Source organism: Jiangella endophytica (assembly GCF_003427025.1).
Lineage (GTDB): Bacteria > Actinomycetota > Actinomycetes > Jiangellales > Jiangellaceae > Jiangella > Jiangella endophytica.
On the sequence record NZ_QVAI01000003.1, the window covers coordinates 446,986 to 462,916 of the forward strand.

At 70.6% G+C, this 15,931-nt stretch carries 18 protein-coding genes, 1 tRNA gene and 1 pseudogene; 11 read left to right on the forward strand and 9 right to left on the reverse strand.

Annotated features, from left to right (window positions below):
• Window positions 1-8: 8 nt before the first annotated feature.
• Complete coding sequence (locus DZA62_RS08975) at window positions 9-680, reverse strand: arsenate reductase/protein-tyrosine-phosphatase family protein (protein ID WP_116948502.1); 672 nt, start codon at window positions 678-680, stop codon at window positions 9-11.
• A 48-nt stretch (window positions 681-728) separates the two neighbouring features.
• On the opposite strand from DZA62_RS08975, the gene DZA62_RS08980 reads away from it, so the two are divergent.
• From DZA62_RS08980 to DZA62_RS08990, 3 genes and pseudogenes are all read left to right on the forward strand, one after another.
• The gene (locus DZA62_RS08980; protein ID WP_116948638.1) at window positions 729-1,442 is read left to right on the forward strand and encodes an aquaporin; all 714 of its coding nucleotides are present in this window, start codon (window positions 729-731) and stop codon (window positions 1,440-1,442) included.
• A gap of 9 nt (window positions 1,443-1,451) precedes the next feature.
• A pseudogene (locus DZA62_RS08985) lies at window positions 1,452-2,854 on the forward strand (FAD-dependent oxidoreductase).
• 66 nt (window positions 2,855-2,920) lie between these two features.
• The gene (locus tag DZA62_RS08990) at window positions 2,921-3,730 is read left to right on the forward strand and encodes a sulfite exporter TauE/SafE family protein (RefSeq protein WP_116948503.1); all 810 of its coding nucleotides are present in this window, start codon (window positions 2,921-2,923) and stop codon (window positions 3,728-3,730) included.
• On the opposite strand, the gene DZA62_RS36270 is transcribed toward DZA62_RS08990, so the two are convergent.
• From DZA62_RS36270 to DZA62_RS09000, 3 genes are read right to left on the reverse strand one after another with little or no spacing between them, the layout of a single operon-like run.
• Window positions 3,708-4,025, reverse strand: a complete 318-nt coding sequence (locus DZA62_RS36270) for a hypothetical protein (RefSeq protein WP_198663563.1) — start codon at window positions 4,023-4,025, stop codon at window positions 3,708-3,710. The two genes, DZA62_RS08990 and DZA62_RS36270, sit on opposite strands and share 23 nt — an antisense overlap.
• A 2-nt stretch (window positions 4,026-4,027) precedes the next feature.
• Complete coding sequence (locus DZA62_RS36275; RefSeq protein ID WP_198663564.1) at window positions 4,028-4,429, reverse strand: MFS transporter; 402 nt, start codon at window positions 4,427-4,429, stop codon at window positions 4,028-4,030.
• Window positions 4,426-5,505 (reverse strand): flavin-containing monooxygenase, encoded by a 1,080-nt coding sequence (locus DZA62_RS09000; RefSeq protein ID WP_116948504.1) that lies wholly within the window; start codon window positions 5,503-5,505, stop codon window positions 4,426-4,428. Before DZA62_RS09000 ends, DZA62_RS36275 begins: the two co-directional genes overlap by 4 nt.
• Before the next feature lie 100 nt (window positions 5,506-5,605).
• On the opposite strand from DZA62_RS09000, the gene DZA62_RS09005 reads away from it, so the two are divergent.
• Complete coding sequence (locus DZA62_RS09005) at window positions 5,606-5,914, forward strand: ArsR/SmtB family transcription factor (protein WP_408618447.1); 309 nt, start codon at window positions 5,606-5,608, stop codon at window positions 5,912-5,914.
• A gap of 5 nt (window positions 5,915-5,919) precedes the next feature.
• The gene (locus tag DZA62_RS09010; RefSeq protein WP_198663566.1) at window positions 5,920-6,369 is read left to right on the forward strand and encodes a GNAT family N-acetyltransferase; all 450 of its coding nucleotides are present in this window, start codon (window positions 5,920-5,922) and stop codon (window positions 6,367-6,369) included.
• Between the two features lie 2 nt (window positions 6,370-6,371).
• Here the strand turns inward: DZA62_RS09010 and DZA62_RS09015 are convergent, their stop codons facing one another.
• A complete protein-coding gene (locus tag DZA62_RS09015; protein WP_116948506.1) occupies window positions 6,372-6,737 on the reverse strand; it encodes an ArsR/SmtB family transcription factor in 366 nt (121 codons plus the stop codon).
• Between the two features lie 141 nt (window positions 6,738-6,878).
• Between DZA62_RS09015 and DZA62_RS35595 the strand changes: the two genes are divergently transcribed.
• Window positions 6,879-7,073 carry a hypothetical protein gene (locus tag DZA62_RS35595; protein WP_157987559.1) on the forward strand — a complete coding sequence of 65 codons (195 nt, stop codon included), beginning with the start codon at window positions 6,879-6,881 and terminating at the stop codon, window positions 7,071-7,073.
• Between the two features lie 260 nt (window positions 7,074-7,333).
• On the forward strand, window positions 7,334-7,558 hold the full coding sequence (locus DZA62_RS09020; protein ID WP_116948507.1) for a tyrosine-type recombinase/integrase: 225 nt from the start codon (window positions 7,334-7,336) through the stop codon (window positions 7,556-7,558).
• A 72-nt stretch (window positions 7,559-7,630) separates the two neighbouring features.
• On the opposite strand, the gene DZA62_RS09025 is transcribed toward DZA62_RS09020, so the two are convergent.
• Window positions 7,631-7,707, reverse strand: a tRNA-Leu gene (locus tag DZA62_RS09025).
• A gap of 66 nt (window positions 7,708-7,773) precedes the next feature.
• Between DZA62_RS09025 and DZA62_RS09030 the strand changes: the two genes are divergently transcribed.
• The 4 genes from DZA62_RS09030 (at window position 7,774) to DZA62_RS35600 (ending at window position 12,975) form a co-directional block, all read left to right on the forward strand.
• Complete coding sequence (locus tag DZA62_RS09030) at window positions 7,774-8,385, forward strand: ANTAR domain-containing response regulator (RefSeq protein WP_232827315.1); 612 nt, start codon at window positions 7,774-7,776, stop codon at window positions 8,383-8,385.
• A gap of 1 nt (window position 8,386) precedes the next feature.
• Window positions 8,387-9,529, forward strand: coding sequence for an ABC transporter substrate-binding protein (locus DZA62_RS09035; RefSeq protein ID WP_116948508.1), 1,143 nt, complete (start codon window positions 8,387-8,389; stop codon window positions 9,527-9,529).
• A 143-nt stretch (window positions 9,530-9,672) separates the two neighbouring features.
• On the forward strand, window positions 9,673-10,956 hold the full coding sequence (locus tag DZA62_RS09040) for an ABC transporter substrate-binding protein (RefSeq protein WP_116948509.1): 1,284 nt from the start codon (window positions 9,673-9,675) through the stop codon (window positions 10,954-10,956).
• Between the two features lie 288 nt (window positions 10,957-11,244).
• Window positions 11,245-12,975 (forward strand): M20/M25/M40 family metallo-hydrolase, encoded by a 1,731-nt coding sequence (locus DZA62_RS35600; protein WP_157987560.1) that lies wholly within the window; start codon window positions 11,245-11,247, stop codon window positions 12,973-12,975.
• A 207-nt stretch (window positions 12,976-13,182) separates the two neighbouring features.
• Here DZA62_RS35600 and DZA62_RS09060 read toward each other — a convergent pair whose 3' ends face one another.
• Genes DZA62_RS09060 through DZA62_RS09070 form a run of 3 tightly spaced genes read right to left on the reverse strand, consistent with a single transcriptional unit; the run spans window position 13,183 to window position 15,930 of the window.
• On the reverse strand, window positions 13,183-13,962 hold the full coding sequence (locus tag DZA62_RS09060) for an ABC transporter ATP-binding protein (protein ID WP_116948513.1): 780 nt from the start codon (window positions 13,960-13,962) through the stop codon (window positions 13,183-13,185).
• Complete coding sequence (locus DZA62_RS09065; protein WP_116948514.1) at window positions 13,959-14,951, reverse strand: ABC transporter ATP-binding protein; 993 nt, start codon at window positions 14,949-14,951, stop codon at window positions 13,959-13,961. The genes DZA62_RS09060 and DZA62_RS09065 overlap by 4 nt, the downstream gene beginning before the upstream one ends.
• Complete coding sequence (locus tag DZA62_RS09070) at window positions 14,941-15,930, reverse strand: branched-chain amino acid ABC transporter permease (RefSeq protein ID WP_116948515.1); 990 nt, start codon at window positions 15,928-15,930, stop codon at window positions 14,941-14,943. Before DZA62_RS09070 ends, DZA62_RS09065 begins: the two co-directional genes overlap by 11 nt.
• Between the last annotated feature and the right edge of the window lies 1 nt (window position 15,931).

Genomic DNA, 15,931 nt, shown 5'->3' on the forward strand with positions numbered 1-15,931 from the left:
TGCTCCGTTCAGGAAGCGGTGAGTCGTGGGGCGAGGCCGCCCACGCGGTCGGCGAGTGTCGTGACGGCGGCATCGAAGGCCTCGTTCGTGCCGGCCGGGACGGGATCCGGGATGGACCAGTGCAGGCCGCCGAGGTCGCCGATCTCCTCGTGTGCGTGGTCGCAGACGGTGATGACGAAGTCGTCGTCGGCGGCGATGTCGGCCAGCCGGCGCGGACGTGCCGGTCGTATCGGCAGATCATGGCGGCGTGCGGCGGCGACGGCACCGGGGTCGATGCGCGCGGCGGGGTGGGTGCCGGCCGACGTCGCGGGGATACTGCTGGCGCGCCGCCAGAGTGCCGCTGCGAGCTGCGAGCGGGCGGAGTTGGCGGTGCAGACGAACACCACGCGGTGCGCGTGCCCGACGGCGCCGGGGGACAGCCCGTCGAGTGCGCCGGGGTTGAGCCGGACGTAGCTGCGCCGCCGGTCTGCCTCGGACCGGCGGCGCGTCAGCAGTCCCGCCGCCTCGAGCGCCCTGAGGTGGTGGGCCAGCAGGTTCGACGGCATCCCGAGCCGTTCCTGCAGCTCACTGGGGGAGAGATCGCCGAGGCTGAGCAGGTCGACCATGTGCAGCCGCGCCGGATCGGACAGCGCTGCGTGCGTCGCGGCGCGCCGCTCCAACTCGGTTCGCTCAACATTCATTGCCTCAATCTTGACTGAGCTAATCCGCTCCGTCAAGATGTGGCCGTGATGCGGAGACGTTTGCTCGCCGAGTTCCTTGGCACGGGTCTGCTGGTGGCCGTCGTTGTCGGCTCCGGGGTCGCTGCGCAGCGGCTGTCGCCGGGCGACGTAGGGCTGCAGCTGTTGCAGAACAGCACCGCGACCGTGCTGGGGCTCACGGTGCTGATCCTGCTGTTCGGGCCAGTGTCGGGGGCGCACTTCAACCCGGTGGTGTCGCTGGCGGACTGGTGGCTGGGCCGCCGATCGGGCAGCGGGCTCTCCGGCAGCGAACTCGGGGCCTATGTGGTCGTCCAGTGTGCTGGCGGCATCGGCGGGGCGCTGCTGGCGAACGTCATGTTCTCCGTCGACGCCGGGCTGGCGACGACGGAACGCAGCGGCGCCGGCCTGCTGGTCGGTGAGGTGGTGGCGACGGCCGGGCTGGTGCTGCTGATCTTCGCCCTCGCCCGATCCGGCCGGGCCGCGCTGGGCGCTCCGGCGGTCGGCGCCTATATCGGGGCGGCGTACTGGTTCACCAGCTCCACCTCGTTCGCCAACCCCGCCGTCACCGTCGGGCGGATGTTCACCGACACGTTCGCCGGTATCGCGCCGTCCTCGGTTCCGGGGTTCGTCGGCGCCCAGCTGGCCGGCGGCGCCGTCGGCGTCCTGCTGGTGCTCGTCCTGTACCCGATCGCGGTCCGCACGGCCGACGCCGTCATCGTCGATGCCGAACCCGCCCGAGCCTGAGAGGCACCCGTGCACATCGTCGCCATCGGCGGCAGCGACGCCGGCATCTCCGCCGCGTTGCGCGCTCGCGAGCTGGACCCGTCGGCCGAGGTGACGTGGTGGTCGCCGACGCCTACCCGAACTTCTCCATCTGCGGGATCCCGTACTACATCTCCGGCGAGGTCGGGCACTGGTCGAACCTGGCGCACCGCACCCACGCCGACCTGGAGGCCACCGGTATGCGGCTGCGGCTGGACACCCTGGCCACCGCGATCGACGTCACCGGGCGGCGGCTCGCGCTGCGGGAGAGCGACGGCACCGAGACGACCCTGGGCTACGACGAGCTGATCGTGGGCACAGGCGCGCTGCCGGTGCGCCCGCCGATCACCGGCCTGGACGAGCTCGGCGCGGCCGACGGCGTGCACGTGCTGCACTCGATGGGCGACACGTTCGCGCTCGAGCAGAGCCTGGATCGCATCAAGCCCTCGACGGTGCTCATCGTCGGCGCCGGTGACGTCGGGCTGGAGATGGCCGAGGGATTGACCGCCCGCGGGATCGCCGTCACCCAGGTCGAGATGCTGCCCGAGGTGCTGCCCACCGTCGACGCCCGACTCGGCGCGCTGGTGCATGCCGAGCTGGACCGCCACGGCGTCACCGTCCACACGCAGTCGACCGTCACGTCGATCTCCCGCGGGGCCGCAGGCCTGCACGTCGACGCCGCGGGGCCCGACGGCGAGCCGCTCGCCTGGGACGTCGACGTCGTCCTGGTCGTGGTCGGGGTGCGCCCGGACACCGACCTGCTCGTCGCCGCCGGGGCACAGACCGGGCCGCGCGGCGCCGTCGTCGTCGACGAGACCATGGCCACCGGGCTGCCGCACGTCTGGGCCGCCGGCGACTGCGTCGTCACCCACCACCGCCAGCTCGGCGTCACCTACTTGCCGCTGGGCACGACGGCGCACAAGCAGGGCCGGGTGGCCGGCGAGAACGCGCTCGGCGGTGCCACCCGATACGCGGGCAGCCTCGGCACCCAGGTCGTCAAGGTGTTCGACCTCGTCGCCGCCCGCACCGGACTGCGCGAGCACGAAGCGACGGTGGCCGGGTTCACGCCGGTCAGCAGCACCGCCACACCGGACGACCACAAGGCCTACTACCCGGGCGCCCAGCCCATCACCATCCGCATCACCGGCGACGCCGGCACCGGCCTGCTCCTCGGTGCCCAGCTGGTCGGGCCGCGCGGCACCGAGACCGCCAAACGCCTCGACACCTACGCCACCGCGCTGTTCCACGCCATGACCGTCGACGCCTTCAGCGAGCTCGACCTGTCGTACACCCCGCCGCTCGGCTCACCCTGGGACGCTACCCAGATGGCCACCCAGGCCTGGGTCCGCGAGCACCAGCTCCCGACGCAGGTGCGTGCGCTGACCCGCGGATAGGCACGGGTCCGCCGTCGGCGCCGTTCGTACGATGTGCCGGTGGAACCCTCGGGGGAGTCCGCGCCGATGGCGGACCGCGCCGCGCGGGCCGGGTGGCGTCGTCACCCGGTGGTGGTGTTGGGTGCCGGTGCCGTCGTCGGCCTCGTCGGCGGGATGATGGGGCTCGGCGGAGCCGAGTTCCGGCTGCCGCTCCTGATCGGCGTGTTCGGGTTCGCCGCACTGGCCGCGGTCATCCTGAACAAGGCGATGAGCCTTGTCGTCGTTCTCACCGCGATCCCGGCCCGCTTGATTGCGGTGCCTCTGGAGGACCTGACACCGCACTGGGACGTCGTGGTCAATCTGCTCCTCGGCAGCCTCGTCGGGGCCTGGCTGGGAGCCACCTGGGCGACGCGGGTGCGCTCGGCCACGCTCTACAGGGTTCTTGCCGTGCTGCTCGTGGCCATCGCCGCCGCTCTGGCAGCCAATCATCTCGGGCCGGCTGACGGACTCGATCTGCCAGCGGGGTTGACCGTCGTTGTCGGCGTCATGGCCGGGGTCGGGATCGGTGTGGTCGCGGCCCTCATGGGGGTGGCTGGTGGTGAGCTGCTCATCCCGACGATCGTGCTGCTCTACGGGGTGGACATCAAGATCGCTGGAAGTCTGTCGCTGGCCGTATCACTGCCGACGATGCTGGTGGCGTTCGCCCGGTACAGCCGCGACCGCAGCTTCGTCGTCGTGCGCCAGCAGTCCCGGTTCGTCATCATCATGACGGCGGGCTCCATCGCCGGCACCGTTATCGGTGGCCTGCTCCTGGGCGTGGTGTCCGACCTCGTCCTGATCCCCGCTCTCGTCACTCTGCTCCTGCTGTCGGCGATCAAGATCTGGCGGCATCGTTGATGGTTGCCGTCCCGAGTGCGATGAGGGCAGCGGCACCGGCGATCGCGGTGAGCACGGCGAACATGGCCGGGTAGGAGCCGACGGTGGCGGCGATGGCACTGCCGGCCCAGGGCGCGAGGGCCATGGCGAACGCGGTCAGTGCCGAGGCGATGGTGAGGCAGATGAACGCCCGGCTGGTCGCGACCGTGTGGACGTGGCCGTTTCGCAGTCGCGCGTGCGCTGTGTGGTCGGTGGTCGGCCATGCAGCGTTGAGGCCCAACGCGTGGCCCGGAATGGTCGTGACGGCCAGCAGCACCGCTAGGGCGAGGTAGGTCTGCCGCCAGGAGAGGTGGTCGAGCAGGGCCGCGGTGGCGGGGCGGCGGCGAACCAGCCGACACTCGGTGCGGAGGCCACTGCGAGCGTCGCGGCGACGCCGATGACCGACCCGAGCGTCATGACCCAGCGTGGGCCGTGCCGGTCGATGATCCGGCCGACCGCGATGCCGGCGACGGCCGCGACGACGAGGGCGGCCGAGAACGCCGCCGTCGTCGATGACTCGGACCAGTCGGTGCCGGTGGTGATCGCGGGCAGCGCGACCGGGAACGAGTAGTACAGGACGCCCCAGCCGACGATCTGGGTCAGGCACAAGGCGGCCAACACGCCGCGGGGACCGGCGAGCTTGGAACCGCGCTGATCCCCGCTCGGGCGGACTCGTCTCACAGCCCGATGATCGCGTGTGCCTGCCGGACGTGCGCGGCCAGCGGCCGTGCGACGTGGTCGGCGTCGCGGCTGACACCGCGGATGGTGTTGGACGAGAACGAGCGCTGGAACTCCAGTCCCAGGTAGACCAGCCCGGGATGGGTGGTGGAGATGCCGTCGACGTGCAGCGGCAGGCCGTTCTCGTCCAGGGCGCCGAGCGGGCGCAGGTAGTCGACGCTGGGCCGATAGCCGGTAGCGAAGACGACGGCGTCGACGTGCTCGCGCTCGCCGTCCGGCCAGCTGACGCCGTCGCCGTCGAAGGCGGTGAACATCGCCCGGCGGGGGATGCGGCCGGACTCGATGCCCTCGCGATAGCGGCCGGTGTCCAGCACGAGCGGCTTTCGGACGATGTGGCGCAGCCAGGCCGCGGGCAGGTGGTCGAAGCCGGTGACCTCGAGCCAGTGGTGCAGGTCGCGGCCGCGGACCACCTGGGGGAGGAAGTGCACCGGTGTGAGCGTGGCCAGTGTCAGGTCGGCGACGGCGGCGAGCTCGTCGGCGATCTGCACGCCCGAGTTGCCGCCGCCGACGACGATGACACGCTTGCCGGCGTACGGGGCGGGGCCGCGGTAGGTGGCGACGTGCGGCAGTTCCCCGGCGAACGATTCCTGGCCGGGCAGGTTCGGGACGATCGGGCTGCCGAACGACCCGGACGCCGCGACCACGCCCGCGGCCGACAGAGCGTCGCCGTCGGCGGTGTGCACGACGAACCCGGTGCCGTCGGCCTCCACCGCGGTCACCCGGGTGCCGGTGCGGATGTCGGCGTCGAGGTGTTGGGCGTAGCGGTCGAGGTAGTCGGCGACCTCGTCGCGGGTCGGGTAGCGGTCGGGGTCGCCGTCCATCGGGAAGCCCGGCATGGCGCTGTAGCGGGCGGGGGAGAAGACCCGCAGGCTGTCGTAGTAGTGCGGCCAGGATCCGGCCGCGCGATCGCTCGCCTCGAGGATGACGGGGTGCAGGCCGGCGTCGCGGACGGCGCGGGCCGCGGCGAGCCCGGACTGGCCGGCGCCGACGACGATCACAGGGTGTGCTGGGCTGGTCATCACGACAACGTATCGTCGAATCGCGATATATCAAAATGGCGATGTGTTGCGTATGCTCGACGGCGTGAGCGATGTCGTCCAAGCGGGGGAGCGCAGGTCGTTGCCGCTGGTCACCGACGACTTGGCCGAGCTCGGCGACGCGACGCTCGAGTTCCTCAAGGCGCTCGCCAGTCCGGCGCGGCAGAAGATCCTGCTGCTGTTCGCTCGTGGCGCCGAGCTGTCGGTGGGGCAGATCGCCGAACTCGCCGGCATCGGCCAGTCGACCGCGTCAGAGCAGCTCAAGTTCCTGCGGCGCGGTGGCATCGTCACCTCGCGGCGCGACGGCAAGACCGTCTACTACCGCGCTGACAAGGACGGCATGGCCCGCGCGCTCGATGACCTGCAGAACTACCTCAAGGTCTGCTGCTGAACGCCGTGCGTCTGGTGCTGATCGAGAAGCGCCGAAGGCCCGACGACGACCGCTACACCTGGCAGCGGTTCGAGCTGAGCGAGCACTTCAACGAACGCTGGTGGAACGAGCCGCGGCTCTTCGATGACAGTGCGACCTACTTTGAGGTGCGTCTGGACGGCGTTGAGGTTGCCCGCGTCGAACTCGACGATCGGGTTGGCTTCGCCCGCGACTTCGGTGCACCCCAACTGGGTGCTGCCGCACTCGAGATCCAGTTCATCGAAGTTGCGCCTGCCTACCGTGGTAGGGGCATCGGAACCGAGGTGGTCACGCGCATCGCGGCCCTCCACCCGGGCTGCCGGCTCATGGCGCTCAGTGAGCACGCCGACGAGTTCTGGTCGTCTCTGGGGTGGCAACGTTATGAGCGCCCTGAGCGTCATCTCCGCGGGCAGCCCCTCTACCTCCAGCCGCCCTGACGTCACCGGCCCAATGACAGGGCGTCGCGGATGGCAACCAGGCGCTCCGGGATCACGCGGTAGTAGATCCAGGTGCCGCGACGATCTCCGGTGATCAGGCCCGCGTCGCGCAGCAGCTTGAGGTGGTGGCTGGTGGTGGCCGCCGTCTTGCCGATGCTGGCCGAGAAGTCGCAGGCGCAGACCTCGTCGGCGTTGAGCAGCATCGACAGGATCTTCACCCGGGCCGGGTCGGCCAGCGCCTTGAACATGCCGGCCAGCAGCGAGGCGTCGTCGTCGCTCATGGTCGAGCTTGGCGTGCAGCAGTCGTTCAGCACCGGCAGGGTGCGAGCGCTCCCCGGCGCGATAGGGCTGATCGCGGTGGTGGTCATCGTCGCTCCAGGCTACCTCGGGCGATCCGCTGTTTCCATGATTCTCGAAGTTTGTTTTGACATTCATCGAATCAGTGTTTAGATGAACATCGAAACAAGGTCGGTCTGTTCCGGCCCCGTGGATGTTGCCGAGGAGGCGTCATGGACCCGTACCTGCCCGAGACGATGGCCGCGGAGCGCCGGCGCGACCTGTTCGCCGAGGCCGCCCGCAACCGTCTCGCCGCGTTGGCGACCTGCTGCCGCCCGGGCGCCCTAGGACGCGCGACAGCGCGTATCCGCGACGCTTGGGCAACACGTGCCGCCCGCCGCGGCACTGCCTGCTGCGTCACCACCTGACCGGCGCCCCACCGCTCGTGCGTGAGGGGAGGTGACCACGATGGACTGCTGCGACGACCAGACAGCGGACTGCTGCGACACCGGTTGCTGCTAACGGTCCCGACCCGCGGCGGCGCTGGCGTTGGGTCAGCGCCGCCCACCGGGGTTCGGCGCGGAGTCAGGCCGGACGCTACCGGCCCCGACCAGCTCGATTCGACAGCCTCGGGGCCTCGTCGCCGTCGACGTAGCGGACGGGGATCCCCAGGATCGAGGCCCCGGAGATGGCGCCGAGCTCGTGGTTGCCCACCGTCACGCCGCGGGATCTACGGCGCACCGCGGCCAGCATCGCCATCGCCTCCGGGGCCGGCGTGCTCGCCGTCCGGAGGATGCTGGGCCACAAGGACGCCTCGATGACCCTGAATGTCTACGCGGACCTGTTCGACACGGATGCGCAGGAGCTGGCTGACCTGCTTGACCGGCTCGCGTCGGCCTGGACCCGGCTGTGAGGGAGCGGGGGAACGCCTGCTCACTGTGCTCACAGGGCGGCCTGAAAGTAACTGTTCAGAGGGTGTTTGTGCTGGTAGCCCGGGTGGGACTCGAACCCACAGACACCGCATTTTGAGTGCGGCGGCTTTGCCAATTTGCCTACCGGGCCGCGCTCTGGCGGCGACAGGGGCCCAGCCTACCCTCATCCGTAACATGCGCCGAGTAGGCTTCGCGAGTGACCGAAACGCCTACGCCAGCCGCGCCCGCCCGACGTGTTCTCGTCGCCGAGGACGAGTCGCTCATCCGCCTCGACCTCATCGAGATGCTGGGTGAAGAGGGCTATGAGGTGGTGGGAGAGGCCGCCGACGGCGCCAGCGCCGTCCGGCTGGCCGAGGAGCACCGCCCCGACCTCGTCGTCATGGACGTGAAGATGCCGGTGCTCGACGGCATCTCGGCCGCGGCCCGCATCGTCGAGCAGCGCATCGCGCCCGTCCTCATCCTGACCGCCTTCTCCCAGCGTGACCTCGTCGAGCGCGCCCGCGACGCGGGGGCCATGGCGTACCTGGTGAAGCCGTTCAGCAAGGCCGACCTCGTGCCGGCCATCGAGATGGCGCTGTCGCGGCACGAAGAGCTCACCCAGCTCGAGAACGAGATCGCCGACCTCAACGAGCGGCTCGAGACGCGCAAGCTGGTCGACCGCGCGAAGGGGGTCCTGCAGACGAAGTACGGGTTGAGCGAGCCCGACGCGTTCCGGTGGATCCAGAAGGCGGCCATGGACAAGCGCACGTCCATGCGCGAGGTCGCGAAGGTCGTCCTGTCCGACACCGAGGGCGAGCCGAAGAGCTGACATGTCGTTGCGTCGTGGCGCGGGGTGGGCCGCGCTGACGGCGGCTGCTGTCCTGCTCTCGTCCTGCGGCATGCTCGGCGCGCTGGGCGACGACGACGCGGGCGCGCAGACGGCGACCGTCGGCGTGCTGGTGCCCGGGAGCGGCTGGCAGCAGGCCGACGGCGAGGCGGTGCTGGCGGCGGTCCGCGCCGCCGTCGAGGAGACGGCGGGCGACATCGCGGGCTGGACGGTCGAGGTGGTCGCCGTCGACGAGGGTGAGAAGGGCGAGGCGACGGCCGACGCCGTCACGGAGCTGGTCGACGGCGACGCTGTCGCGGTGGTCGGCGGGCTGAACACGCGGGCCGTGCGGGCGGCACAGCCGGTCCTCGACGACGACGACGTGCTGTTCGTGTCGCCGGCCGACGTCGTGCCGGCGCACACCCTGGGCGCCGACCCGAGCGCCCCGTTGCGGCCGTACCGCTCCTACTTCCGCACGGCGATCGGCGCCGAGCCGCCGGCCGCGGCGCTGGCCAGGTACGCCGTCAGCGGGTTGCGGGCGGAGTCCGTCGCCGTCGTCGACGGGGGAGACGCCGCCGAGGCGCGGGCGTTCACCGAGACCGTCGACGACCTCGGCGGCACGGTCGTGGCCAGTGGTACCGACGTCGCCACCGTCATCGCGAAGGCGAAGACCGAGGGCGCCACCGCCGTGTTCGTGGCCGGCGACCGGGAGGTCGCGGCCCGGGTCGACCGGCAGGTCCGCAGCTCACGGCTGGAGGCGACCCTGCTGGGCGCGACGGCGTTCGGCGGTGACTTCGCCGACGACGCGGCCTCCGGCGCGGTGCGGGCGCGACCGGCCGAGCTCGACGCGACGGCCGGGGTGCGGTCGGGCCGGCTGGCCGATGAGATCGGCGTCGCGCTGGGGGAGTTCGGCGCCGCCGCCTACGACGCCGGGACGGCGGTGGGCACGGTGCTGGCGCGCTGTCTTCCCCCGGCCAGTTCGGCGTCGTCGGCCCGCCGCGGCTGCCTGGGCGAGATGAGTCAACTGGACTTCGCCGGAGCCACGGGAGAGGTCTCGTTCGACGGGTTCGGCGACCGCGCCGGCGGCGGCGTGCGGTTCAGCGTACTGCGCGACGGAGCCTGGGAAGTCGTGGGTGTTGACGGCTGATGTCCAAGGTCACAGTGTCCTAACAAGATGATCCTGGTTCGCCACCACTACTACGTTTAGGCCCTTCCACGGCATAGGTTTCGGAAATCATCGCAGACCAAACCGGCGGCCGACGGCGGCCGGCTCGGCGAAGGAGACAACTCATGACCCGCACATCGCGACTGTGGCGGTCTCTTGCCGTCGCCGGAGCGGCCTCGCTCGTCCTGGCCGCTTGTGGTGGCGACGACGACGGCGGTTCGGACGACGAGTCGCCCGGGGCCGGCGGCGACGGTGGCACGGCGACCAGCGAGGAGCCCCTGCGGCTCGGCACGCTGCTCCCCGAGACCGGCAACCTGGCCTTCCTGGGCCCGCCGGAGTTCGCCGGCGTCGACCTCGCGATCCAGGAGATCAACGACGCCGGCGGCGTGCTCGGCCACGACGTCGAGGTGACGCACACCGACTCCAGTGACGCCAGCAACACGGCGGTCACCCAGCAGTCGACGGACTCGCTGCTCAACGCGGGGGTCGCGGCCATCATCGGCGCCGCGTCGTCCGGTGTGTCGTTCACGGTGCTCGACCGCATCGTCCAGGACGAGACCATCATGTTCTCGCCGGCGAACACCTCGCCCGACTTCACCACGTACGAGGACGACGGCCTGTACTTCCGCACGGCGCCGTCCGACGTGCTGCAGGGCCAGGTGCTCGGCGACACCATCCTCGGTGACGGCCACGCCAACATCGCGATCATGAACCTCGACGACGCGTACGGCAACGGCCTCGCTCAGTACCTCACCGAGACCATCGAGAGCGGCGGCGGCACCGTCGCGGCGCAGATCGTCTACGACCCGCAGGCCTCGAACTACACGTCCGAGATCAGCCAGCTGGCCGCGACGGCGCCCGACGCCATCGCGCTGATCGGCTTCGAGGAGACCGTCACGATCATCCCCGAGCTGGTCACGCAGGGTGTCGGCCCGCAGCAGATCCCGCTGTACTTCGTCGACGGCAACCTGTCGAACTACGGCGCGGAGCTGCCGGCCGGGCTGCTCGAGGGCAACAAGGGCACGCAGCCGGGTGCGGAGATCGGCGACGACTTCCGCCAGCGGATGCTCGACACCGACCCCGACCTGCAGGACTTCAACTACGGTCCTGAGTCGTACGACGCGACCGTCCTGCTGGCGCTGGCCGCCATCCAGGCCGGGTCGGTCGAGAGCCGCGACATCGCCGACAACCTGGTCCAGGTCTCCCGCGACGGCACCGAGTGCGCGACGTTCCAGGAGTGCGCCGACCTGCTGGCCGACGGCGAGGACATCGACTACAGCGGTGTCTCCGGCCCGATCGAGTTCACCGACGCCGGCGACCCCGAGACGGCCACCATCGGCGTCTACCAGTACGGCGCCGACAACACCCTGACGCCGCTGGACTTCGTCGAGCGGACCATGTCGCAGTGATCTGACATCACGTCAGCGAAGGCCCCGCCGGGCACGCCCGGCGGGGCCTTTTCGCGCGCCCGCGCGGGGCGTGATACGACCGTTGACATTTTATACATTGCTCTTGTACGTTCCTCGTTCAAGGCGCCGAAATCATCCTCAGCCGACCTATTTCGACATCCGTCCTGCCTTGGCGCGACCACTCTGGTCGCGTCCGGGTCAGCGGTTCCGGCGACGGCGCCACGCCGCTCATCCCCGCAGCTCAGACGCCTGTCCGGCCACTTGTGGCCGCAGTGAGGAGCGAATGCGATGTGCGACACCGACCACAACGAACCCGTCAGCAATCCGCAGTTCAGCCGGCGTCAGGCGATCGGCCTCGGCGCCGCCGCGGCGGCCGCCGCGACCGTCGTCCCGGGGCTCACCGGACGGCAGGCCGCGTACGCCGCGGCGGAGGTGAGCCCGGACAACTACGAGGCGCCCACCGGCCTGGCGATGGACAGCAACGCGAAGGACACCGCGCTCGGCGTCATCGACCGCAACGCGGACTCGATCACCGGCCTCAGCGACACCATCTGGGAGTTCGCCGAACCGTCGCTGGCCGAGTGGAACTCCGCCCTCGCGGAGGCGGAGTTCCTGCGCAAGAACGGGTTCCGCATCCAGTGGGCGGTCGGCGGCCTGCCGTCGACGTTCGTCGCGACGTTCAGCAACGGGACCGGCAGCCCGGTCATCGGGTTCAGCGGCGAGTACGACGCGCTGCCCGGCGTCTCGCAGAAGAAGGGGTCCACCGCGCACGACCCGCTGGTCTACAAGGATGACCCGTACTCGCCGAACTACGGGTACGGGCACGGCTGCGGCCACTCGGCGCTCGGTGCGGCGGCGGCCGGGGCGGCGGTGGCCGCGGCGAGCGCGCTGCGCCGGCACCGGCTCGACGGCACCGTCAAGTTCTTCGGGTCGACGGCGGAGGAGCAGCTGGTCGGCAAGGCCTACGACGTCATGAAGGGCGTGTACGACGGCTGCGACGTGTTCGTCGACTGGCATCCGGGCCGCAACACCAGCACCGGGTTCGGCTCGAACAACGCGCTCAAGGCGATCGCGTTCAACTTCAGCGGCACGCACGGCCACGGCGGCAGCCCGCTGGGCAACAAGAACGCGCAGAACGCCGTCCGGGCCCTGACGGTGCTCACCGATCTGCTGCGCGAGCACCACGTCGCGCCGTCGGGGCGCATCCATCACGCGATCCGGCACTCCGCCGAGGCGCCGAACGTGCACGCCGCGCTGGCCGGCGCCTGGTTCTTCGTCCGCGAGGCGACGCCGGAACGGGTGGCGATCCTGGCGTCGAAGGTGAGCGACTGCGCCCGGGCGGCCGGCATCGCCATGCAGATGGAGGTGCACGAGCGCACCGTCGCGAACATCTGGAACATGCTCCCGAACAAGCGCGGCGCCGAACTCGTCCACGACAACATGGTGCAGATCGGCGCGCCGGAGTTCACCGAGGAGGACCAGGCGTACGGGAAGGGGCTGCAGGCCGCGGCCGGTATCGCTCAGAACGGCTTCAGCACCGGCGTCGCGGACCTGCGCCCGCCGGAGACGACCTTCCTCGGCGGCGGCTCCACCGACGTCTCCGACATCAGCTGGATCATCCCGACGCTCAGCCTCGGCACCCCGGTGAGCCCGTCGGGGACGGCGAACCACAGCTGGCTGACGACCGGCTCGACGGTGTCGCATGCGGGCCACGTGGCCCTGCTGGCCGCCTCCCGCTACCTCGCCGCCATCGCCGTCGACCTGTTCACGCAGCCGGCGCTGGTGACGGAGATCAAGGAGGAGCACGCCGCCCGCACGGCGAACGTCGACTGGGCCAGCCTGCTGCCGGCGGACTTCCAGCCGCCGGTCGTCGAGCCGCCGGAGTGGTTCCTCAAGCGGACCGGGCAGAAGTGGCCCAACGGGCAGATCGCCTGGCCGCCCGAGCGGATCGTCGGGCACACCAAGTGGGAGAGCCTCGGCCCGCCCATCCCGCCGGGCAACGTCCAGCCCTACGAGTGACGGACCGGGGCGGGGGCTCGCGCACCGGCGAGCCTCCGCCCGCCGGAGTGTTGCCCAGCCACCGTCCCCCTGCTGCGGGCAGTTGTCAGGGGGCGTTCTCCTGCTCTACCAGGCATGCATGCCTGGTAGAGCGGGAAGAGTCCTAGTGGGGTGGGAACGGGCGCGCGAAGCTGCGGGCTGCGCCCGCTCGTCCCCTGCGAGCGTGGGTCAGGCGCGGGCCAGCGACCCGAGGTAGAGCTCGATCACCTTGGGGTCGTTGATGAGCTCGCGGCCGGTGCCGGTGTAGGCGTTGCGGCCTTGGTCGAGCACGTAGCCGCGGTGACAGATCTGCAGGCAGCGCCGGGCGTTCTGCTCGACGATGACGACGGAGACGCCGGCCTTGTTGATCTCGCGGGTGCGGATGAACACCTCGTCCTGGAGGACGGGGGAGAGGCCGGCGGACGGCTCGTCGAGGAGGATGACGCTGGGGTCGGCCATGAGGGCGCGGCCCATCGCCACCATCTGCCGCTCGCCGCCGGACAGCGAGCCGGCCCGCTGCTTGCGGCGGTCGCCGAGAGCGGGGAAGAGGTCGGTGACGAAAGCGAACCGCTCGGTGAACCGCTTCGGCGCCTGGTAGACGCCCATCTCGAGGTTCTCCTCGACCGTCAGGCCAGGGAACACGTTGTTCGTCTGCGGCACGAAACTGACACCGCGCGACACCAGCTGGTTGGCCTGCAGGTTGGTGATGTCCTCGCCCTTGAGGGTCACCGAGCCCTCGCGTACCCGCACCAGCCCGAACAGCGCCTTCAGCAGCGTCGACTTGCCGGCGCCGTTGGGGCCGATGATGCCGACGATCTCGCCCTGCTGGCAGTAGAGGTCGCAGCCGGTGAGGATGTTGACGCCCTCGACGTACGAGGCGACGATCTCGTCGGCGCGCAGGACGGCGCCCTCGGCGCCGGCCAGGTGGGCCGAGCGGTCGGCCGCGGTCGTGCTCTCACTCTGGCTCATCGCCCGTCCTTCGTCTCGCCGCTGGTCTCGGCCGCGACCGGCGCATCGGTGCCGGCCAGCTCCGCCTCGGCCTCCGCGGTCAGCGCACCGGTCTCGAACTCCTGCTCCAGCTCGGCCAGCGACTGGTCGTGGTGGGCGCCGAGGTAGGCGTCGATGACGCGCGGGTCGGACATGACGGCGTCGGGCGGGCCCTCGGCGAGGACCTTCCCCTGGCCCATGACGATCACCCAGTCGGCGATGTCGCGGACCATGTCCATGTCGTGCTCGACGAACAGGACGGTCATGCCCTGCTCGCGCAGGTTGGAGACGTGCTCGAGCAGCGACTGGGTGAGTGCCGGGTTCACGCCGGCCATCGGCTCGTCGAGCATGACGAGCTCGGGCTCGACCATGAGCGCGCGGGCCATCTCGAGCAGCTTGCGCTGGCCGCCGGAGAGCGAGCCGGCGAAGTCGTCGCGCTTGGCGTCGAGCTTGAAGCGGGTCAGCAGCTCCTCGGCCCGCCCGGTGATGGCGTCCTCCTGGGAGCGCCAGGTGAACGGCAGCAGCGCTCGCCAGAACGACTCGCCGCGCTGCCCGGTGGCGCCCAGCCGCATGTTCTCGATGACCGTCAGCTTCGACAGCGCCTTGGTCAGCTGGAACGTGCGCACCATGCCGGCCCGCGCGACCTTGAACGGCGGTGTGCCGTGCAGCGAGCGGCCGTTGAACGACCACGAGCCGGAGTTGGGGCGGTCGAACCCGGTGAGCAGGTTGAAGAACGTGGTCTTCCCGGCGCCGTTGGGGCCGATCAGCGCGGTGATGGAGCCGCGCTGCACCTCGACGTGTTCGACGTCGACGGCGAGCAGGCCGCCGAAGTGCCGCTTGACGTCGTCCGCGACGAGGATCGGGTCGGGCTTCTTGGCCCCGGGCTCGCGCGGCACATCGGCGAGGGCGGCGACCGCCGCCTCGCGCTTTGCCGTCAAGGACGCCGGGGTCCTCTGGTCGTCAGCGGGCATCGAGCGCGATCTCCCTCCGGTCGCCGAGAATGCCTTGCGGGCGGAACACGAGCAAGAGCACCAGGACGACACCGGTCAACATGAATCGTACGGCGCCGACGTCGTTCGAATCCATCAACCAGCTGGGGATGTAGTCCTGCTGGATGGCCCCGCGCAGCGCGAGGTCGATGAACTGGAAGGAGAACCACATGATCGCGGCGCCCAGCACCGGGCCGAACACCGTGGCCGCGCCGCCCAGGATGAGGATCGCGTAGGCGAAGAAGGTGAAGTTGGTGGCGTACACGTCCGGCTGCATCGCGCCCTGGAACAGGGAGTAGACGATGCCGGCGAGTGCACCGATGACGCCGCCGATGACCAGCGACTGCATCTTGTAGGCGTAGACGTTCTTGCCGAGGCTGCGCACGGCGTCCTCGTCCTCGCGGATGCCCTTGAGCACGCGGCCCCACGGGCTGCGCATGAGCAGCCAGACGACCAGCGTGCAGATGGCCACCAGCGACCAGCCGACGACCAGGACCCACAGCACCCGCTCGCGGAACTCGAACGGGCCGAACGAGAACGGCTCGGTGAACGGGTTGAGGTCGTAGAACGCCCTGCTGAAGCCGGTGATGCCGTCGGAGCCGCCGAAGATGTCGCGGCCCGACGCGGACCGGCCGACCAGGCGGACGATCTCGGACGCGGCGATGGTGACGATGGCGAGGTAGTCGGCCCGCAGCCGCAGCGTCGGGATGCCGAGCAGGAGAGCCAGGATGATCGCGCCGACGACGCCGACCACCAGGCCGAGCCAGAACGACATGTCGTAGGTGGTGACGATGACGGCGATGCCGTAGCCGCCGACGGCGGCGAACGCGGCCTGGCCGAAGTTGAGCAGGCCGGTGTAGCCGAACTGCACGTTGATGCCGATGGCGGCGAGAGCGAACACGATCGCCTGCACGCCGATCAGCTCGCGCAGCGACAGCTCGAGGATGTTTCCCCAGTCCATG